This window comes from Pseudomonas sp. B6001 (assembly GCF_013386015.1).
Taxonomy (GTDB): domain Bacteria; phylum Pseudomonadota; class Gammaproteobacteria; order Pseudomonadales; family Pseudomonadaceae; genus Aquipseudomonas.
The window spans coordinates 1-5,921 of record NZ_JACAOX010000054.1 but is presented as its reverse complement, the minus strand read 5'-3'; the positions used below and the strand labels follow the sequence as shown (position 1 = coordinate 5,921).

The 5,921-nt window shown below is 62.3% G+C and carries 6 protein-coding genes; all 6 read right to left on the bottom strand.

Going from position 1 to position 5,921, the window contains the following annotated elements; translation table 11 throughout:
* Positions 1 to 173: 173 nt before the first annotated feature.
* Genes HX821_RS31170 through fmdA form a run of 6 tightly spaced genes read right to left on the bottom strand, consistent with a single transcriptional unit; the run spans position 174 to position 5,764 of the window.
* Entirely contained in the window at positions 174 to 1,529 is a 1,356-nt protein-coding gene (locus HX821_RS31170; RefSeq protein WP_003218590.1) for an MATE family efflux transporter, read from the bottom strand.
* Positions 1,530 to 1,551: 22 nt separating this feature from the next.
* Entirely contained in the window at positions 1,552 to 2,115 is a 564-nt protein-coding gene (locus tag HX821_RS31165; protein WP_003218595.1) for a DUF2239 family protein, read from the bottom strand.
* 50 nt (positions 2,116 to 2,165) lie between these two features.
* Positions 2,166 to 3,122, bottom strand: a complete 957-nt coding sequence (locus tag HX821_RS31160; protein ID WP_177037358.1) for an AAA family ATPase — start codon at positions 3,120 to 3,122, stop codon at positions 2,166 to 2,168.
* 3 nt (positions 3,123 to 3,125) lie between these two features.
* Positions 3,126 to 4,169, bottom strand: coding sequence for an aliphatic amidase (locus HX821_RS31155; protein ID WP_177037357.1), 1,044 nt, complete (start codon positions 4,167 to 4,169; stop codon positions 3,126 to 3,128).
* Positions 4,170 to 4,184: 15 nt separating this feature from the next.
* On the bottom strand, positions 4,185 to 4,532 hold the full coding sequence (locus HX821_RS31150) for a zinc ribbon domain-containing protein (RefSeq protein ID WP_177037356.1): 348 nt from the start codon (positions 4,530 to 4,532) through the stop codon (positions 4,185 to 4,187).
* A 2-nt stretch (positions 4,533 to 4,534) separates the two neighbouring features.
* On the bottom strand, positions 4,535 to 5,764 hold the full coding sequence (gene fmdA, locus HX821_RS31145; protein WP_076016701.1) for a formamidase: 1,230 nt from the start codon (positions 5,762 to 5,764) through the stop codon (positions 4,535 to 4,537).
* Positions 5,765 to 5,921: the final 157 nt, after the last annotated feature.

The following is a 5,921-nucleotide window of genomic DNA, read 5'->3' as shown; positions in this document are numbered from 1 at the left end:
CGTGCTGCCGGAGTGAGGGAACACCGAGCCTAGGCGAGGTGCCGACAGGCGGGGCAGAGCGCTTTGGTTACTTTGCCGCTTTTGCAAAGTGACTCGCTGTAAGAGCGAAACCATAGGCGGCCGTTACCTAAATAACGGATATGTACACCCCGCCCCGCCCCGGCAAAAAAACCTCACACCAACCGCTTGATCTGCTTATGCCGCCAAACCAACCGGTAATAAGCCGTCTGCAACCCCAACATCGCCAGATACGTCACCGGAAACGCCATCCAAACCCCCTCCAACCCAAACCGCGCATTCAGCAGATACGCCACCGGCAACTCCACCCCCAACACGCAAACGATCGAGATCCCCACCGGCACCAGCACCACCCCGCTGGCCCGCATGATCCCGCCCACCACGGCCTGGAAACCGAACACCAGGATGCTCCAGAGCATGATATGCAGCAGGTGCTCGGCCTTGACCCGCGCATCCACGTCGGTAATGAACAACCCCAACAGCCAGTGCGACAACACATACCCCAGCACTATCAACCCACCCGTCAGGCACAGGTTGATCAAAATCCCCGTACGCAGGATCGGCCCGATCCGCTCCAGGCGCCCCGCCCCGATCGCCTGCGCCCCCAGAATCGACGCCGTGATCGCAATCGACAACGCCGGAAACTGCACATAGTTGACGATCTGCGTCACCGCCCCATACGCCGCCGTCGCCTGGGAACCATGGCTGTTGACCAGCGCCAGAATCACCAGCTCCGACAACGACAGCACCACCATCTGCAACCCCGTAGGCAACCCGATACGCAGGACCTTGCCCAGGATCACCCGATCCAGCCGCAGCGCCGCCATCAACTGGCGATCCGGCGCCATCACGTGGTTTTTATGGCGCAGGCGCAGCACCAAGAACGTCATCGCCAGGGCATTACCCACCAACCCCGCCACCACCGCGCTCTGGATACCCATCGGCGGCAGGCCCAGCCAACCCTTGATCAGCGCAGGGGTCAGCACCAGGCCCACGGTGGTCGACACCATCAGCGCCAATAAGGGCGACACCGTGTCACTCACGCCCCGCAGCAGTTGGGTGAACAGGATGAACACCAGCAACAGCGGCATGATCAGCATCATCATCTGCGCATAACCCACCGCGTCATCCAGCACATCCACCGGTGTGCCCAGGGCCTGCATTGCCGGGCGCGCAAACACGCTGCCCAGCACCGCCGCGATCACCCCGATCAGGGCGCCGAGGGTCAGGGTGGCGCCGGTGATCGACTTGACCATCGAGGTTTCCTGCGCGCCCCACGCCTGGCCGATCAGCACCGAAGCACCCGCCCCCAGGCCGATCACCAGGGCGATAAAGAAAAACACGATGGGGAACATCCCCGACACCGCCGCCAACGCCTGGGTGCCGAGCATCTGCCCGACATAGATCCCGTTCAGCGTGCCGGAAAAGCTCTGGAGGAAATTGGACAGCACCATGGGTGCCAGAAAGATCAGGTAGATCTGCCACAACGGTCGTTGCTGGGTGACTTCCATGAAGGTTCGGATCTCAATGCAATTAGGCAGGGAAAGCGTTGCGTGACAACCAGGCCAGGTACAACTTCACATCCACCGGCCAGTGCGCAATCTTGTTGGAAAAGTCGGCGCCGTCCTGGGCAAACAACGCCCGCGAGGCCTCTTCGAAACCCGGCAGGTCGCCGCCCAGGGCGCTCATGAAACGATAGCTGGATTCCTTGGCCTGGCGTCGCTCATCGTGCTCGGCATGGGCGTTGCGCGCTTCATCCACCAGCCGGCGCAAGGCCGCCGAGGCGCCGCCGCGCTGTTGCCCCAGCCACTCCCAATGCCGTGGCAGCAGGGTCACTTCACGGGCGACCACCCCCAGCTTCGGTCGGCCTACGGTAGGTGACGCCGGCACGTCGGCCTCCGTCACCGCGACGGTCGGTTGCTGCGGTGCGTAACCGGCGGGCCAGGGATAGTCGACTTGAACGCCGCTGGCGTCATCAAACACCAGCAAGCTGCCCGTCGACAGGTCGAGGTTTTTCAGGTTTTTGGCGACGTCGGCATAAGAGCCGGCGGCCACGCGTTGGTGGCCAAGGAAAGCGGTGCAGTGTGATGCGCTCATGACTTTTACCCGGAATATATTGTTTTACCCGGGTTATATTAGCTTGGAATTTATTTGTTGCAAGCCGCTTGTTGCGAAACCACCAAACGATCACTGTCGACAGTCGCGCCCATGGGGCCCACACCCGGGTCGCGCAATACGCATTCGGCAATCGCCGGCTCAAGTTCCACCCGCAATCGGCGGCCCAAGGCACGGGCACCAAAGCGTACATCATGGTCGCGGCACAGCCAGGCACGTGCCGATTCATCCAGCACCAATGATCGGTGCTGCGTCGCCAGGCGTTGATTGAGTTTGCCGAGTTCCACCTCAAGCAGCGCTTCAAGCCATTGATGGTCGATGGGCTCGAACATCAGGATACGGTCGATGCGATTGAGAAACTCCGGCTCGAAGTGACTGTGCAAGGCGTCCTCCAACACCGCCGCCTCCCCGCGTCTCAACCAGCGCAACGGGGTAAATCGCTGTCGATGGCGACGCGCCTGTTGTGCACCGATATTGCTGGTCATGAAGATCAGGCTGTTGCGAAAGTCCAGCGTGCGAGCACCACCCGCCAACGTCAGTTGGCCGTTTTCAAGAATGCCCAACAGGCTGCGCACCACTTCCTGGCTGGCCTTTTCCAACTCGTCGAACAACACGATGCCGGGGCGGCTATAGCTGCCCTGGATCAGTTCGCTGTCGAACAGGCTGATGCCTTCCTTGCTGCCGACGTAACCCGGCGGCGCCCCGGTCAAGGCAGCGGCGTAATGCTCCTGGGCCAGGGTGTGCATGTCGATACGGCAGAACCCGTCGGCACGCCCGTGCAACGCCTGCGCCAGCAGCCGGACGATTTCCGTCTTGCCGACCCCGGTAGGCCCCATGAACAGGTTGACGCTCAACGGCCGCTCACGCTCACCGATATCGGCCTTGACCACCTTGAGCAACCCTTCCATTTGGGCCAGGGCTGCTTCCTGGCCAACGATACGGCTGCGCAGCAAGGCCATGACCTGGGCCGGTTCAAAAGTAAACCGCATGCCTCAACCCGCCGTTTTTTCTTTACCACCATGGGGCAACTGCCCCACCGGGCATTCGGCGACACCGACGGTGCTACGGGTGAAGGCCTCGACATTCTCTTGGGCCTTTTGCGCGTCCAGCACCCAGGTGCGATAGAACTCGAATGGGCAATCCGCCACGCCCTTGTCCCCATCGCCCGAGGCATGCATGCCGGTGTAGCCACGGTGCAGCAACTTGAACAGATGGTTCTGCGACTGGTCGTTGGCCCGCGCATCGCGGATCTGCGACACCGACAGTTGGGCGTACTGAATGCCCATTTCTTCCTCGCCGCACTCGCCCAGGGTACGGCCATCGAAGCCGATGATCGCCGAGTGCCCGAAGTACGAATACACCCCGTCGAACCCCGCCGCATTCGCCACCGCCACGTAGCAGTTATTGGCCCAGGCCATGCTCTTGGACATCTGCACCTGCTGCTCCTTGGCCGGGTACATATAGCCCTGGCAGCGCACGATCAGCTCGGCGCCTTTCATCGCACAGTCACGCCAGATCTCCGGGTAGTTGCCGTCGTCGCAGATGATCAGGCTGACCTTCATGCCCTTGGGCCCGTCGCACACGTAGGTGCGATCGCCCGGGTACCAGCCCTCGATCGGGCACCACGGAATGCACTTGCGATAACGCTGGACGATCTCGCCGAGGTTATTGATCAGCACCAGCGTGTTGTACGGCGCCTTGTACGGGTGCTCCTCGTGGCGTTCACCGGTCAGGGAAAACACGCCCCAGGTATTGGCCTGGCGGCAGGCCGCGGAGAAAATCGCCGTCTCCTCGCCGGGAATACTCGCGGCGGTCGCCATCATCTCGTCGTGGTCGTACATGATCCCCATGGTGCTGTATTCGGGGAACACCACCAGGTCCATGCCGGGCAAACCCTGCTTCATGCCGACAATAATCTCGGCAATCTTCTTCGCGTTATCGATGACCTCGGCCTTGCTGTGCAGGCGCGGCATCTTGTAGTTCACGACAGCAACGCCGACCGTATCCGGGCTGCTGGAAATGTCGCCATGGCGCATTGCAAATCTCCTCGGTCAGTGACTGATCATCCAGGGCCGTGGCCCGGTCCTGGTCTTGAGCCCCAGCGGGTTGGCCTTGCTCGGCACCACCGGCTTGCTGGTGCCACAGCAACTGCAGCCCGCCGGGTGCTTGCGCGCTTCCTGATATTCGCCGACGGTTTGCGGCGCATGGGCGCTGCGCTCGTTACCGGCTATGGCCTTGCGCTGATTGGCCGACAGCGTGGTCAGCGCCGGCGCCGACAGCAGCAACTGCCCGCCCGGGCCGTCGCAATACGGACATTGGCTGGGTTCGTGACGCTGGGCCATGGGCCGCAGCATCGTGAAGGTGCCGCAGGACTCACAGGCATATTCGTAGGTCGGCATGGCTACAGGTCCGGTGCGATGGGCAGGTCAATGCTGCCGTCGAGGAATTGGGTCGGGCCGTTGGCGTTGGGGTTGATGTCGAACTCGAAGATTTCAGTCGGCAGCCACAACGTCGCGCAGGCGTTGGGGATGTCCACCACGCCGCTGATATGCCCCTGCACCGGCGCCGAGCCGAGCAACGCATACCCCTGGGCCGGCGAGTAGCCGAACTTGGTCAGGTAGTTGATCGCATTCAGGCAGGCCTGGCGGTAAGCGACATTGACGTCCAGGTAATGCTGCTGGCCCTGTTCGTCGACGGAGATGCCTTCGAAGATCAGGTAGTTCTTGTAGTTCGGGGTGATCGGGCTTGGCTTGAACACCGGGTTCTTGATCCCGTATTTGGCCATGCCGCCCTTGATCAGCTCGACCTTCATGTGCACCCAGCCGGCCATTTCGATGGCGCCGCAAAAGGTGATTTCGCCGTCGCCCTGGCTGAAGTGCAAGTCGCCCACCGACAGGCCGGCGCCGTTGACGTACACCGGGAAATAGATCTTCGAGCCGCGGGACAAATCCTTGATATCGCAGTTGCCGCCATGCTCACGGGGCGGCACGGTGCGGGCACCGGTGGCGGCGGCATCGTCACGGGCCGAGCCCTTGAGTTTGCCCATGTGCGCGGTGGCGGCCAGCGGGGCGTTGGCCAGGGGTGGGACGCGGGTCGGGTTGGTGTCGATCAGCTCCTGCTCGCGACGATTCCAGTCGGCGAGCATCACCGGGTCGGGCAGGCAGCCGATCAGGCCGGGGTGGATCAGGCCCGCAAAATTGACGCCCGGGATGTGCCGGGAGCTGGTGAACATACCCTTGAAATCCCAGATGGCTTTTTGCGCGCTGGGGAAGTGATCGGTGAGAAAGCCGCCGCCGTTCTGGCGGGAGAAGAAGCCGTTGAAGCCCCACTGGGAGTCGGCCTTGGCGCCGATGTCGAGCAGGTCGACCACCAGCAAGTCGCCGGGTTCGGCGCCGTGTACGCCCACCGGACCGGAGAGGTAATGCACGGTGGAGAGGTCGACGTCGCGCACGTCGCTGGCGTCGTCGTTGTTCTTGATGGCGCCGGCGGTCCAGTCGTAGGTTTCGAGGATGAAGTCATCGCCGGGTTTGACCCAGCAAGCCATCGGGATGTCCGGGTGCCAACGGTTGTGGATCTGTTCGTTTTCGGTGACGGGTTGGTTGAGGTCGACTTTGATCAGGGTGTCGGTCATCGAGGTGCTCCCGGAGGGTGGGTTGGCTGTCGGGAGCAGTCTCACGGGGATGGGGTTGGGCGGGGAATACGTTGGATGACGTATGCGTCTTTGGGGTTGGGGGGCATATCCGTTTTTTGGGTGATGGCTGATATCGGTTCCGCTCTTACAGCGGCTC

What these genes read in the sequence shown, in the direction of transcription:
- HX821_RS31170 (WP_003218590.1), bottom strand. Translation starts at nt 1,529, where the DNA reads ATGGAAGTCACCCAGCAACGACCGTTGTGGCAGATCTACCTGATCTTT.
- HX821_RS31165 (WP_003218595.1), bottom strand. Translation starts at nt 2,115, where the DNA reads ATGAGCGCATCACACTGCACCGCTTTCCTTGGCCACCAACGCGTGGCC.
- HX821_RS31160 (WP_177037358.1), bottom strand. Translation starts at nt 3,122, where the DNA reads ATGCGGTTTACTTTTGAACCGGCCCAGGTCATGGCCTTGCTGCGCAGC.
- HX821_RS31155 (WP_177037357.1), bottom strand. Translation starts at nt 4,169, where the DNA reads ATGCGCCATGGCGACATTTCCAGCAGCCCGGATACGGTCGGCGTTGCT.
- HX821_RS31150 (WP_177037356.1), bottom strand. Translation starts at nt 4,532, where the DNA reads ATGCCGACCTACGAATATGCCTGTGAGTCCTGCGGCACCTTCACGATG.
- fmdA (WP_076016701.1), bottom strand. Translation starts at nt 5,764, where the DNA reads ATGACCGACACCCTGATCAAAGTCGACCTCAACCAACCCGTCACCGAA.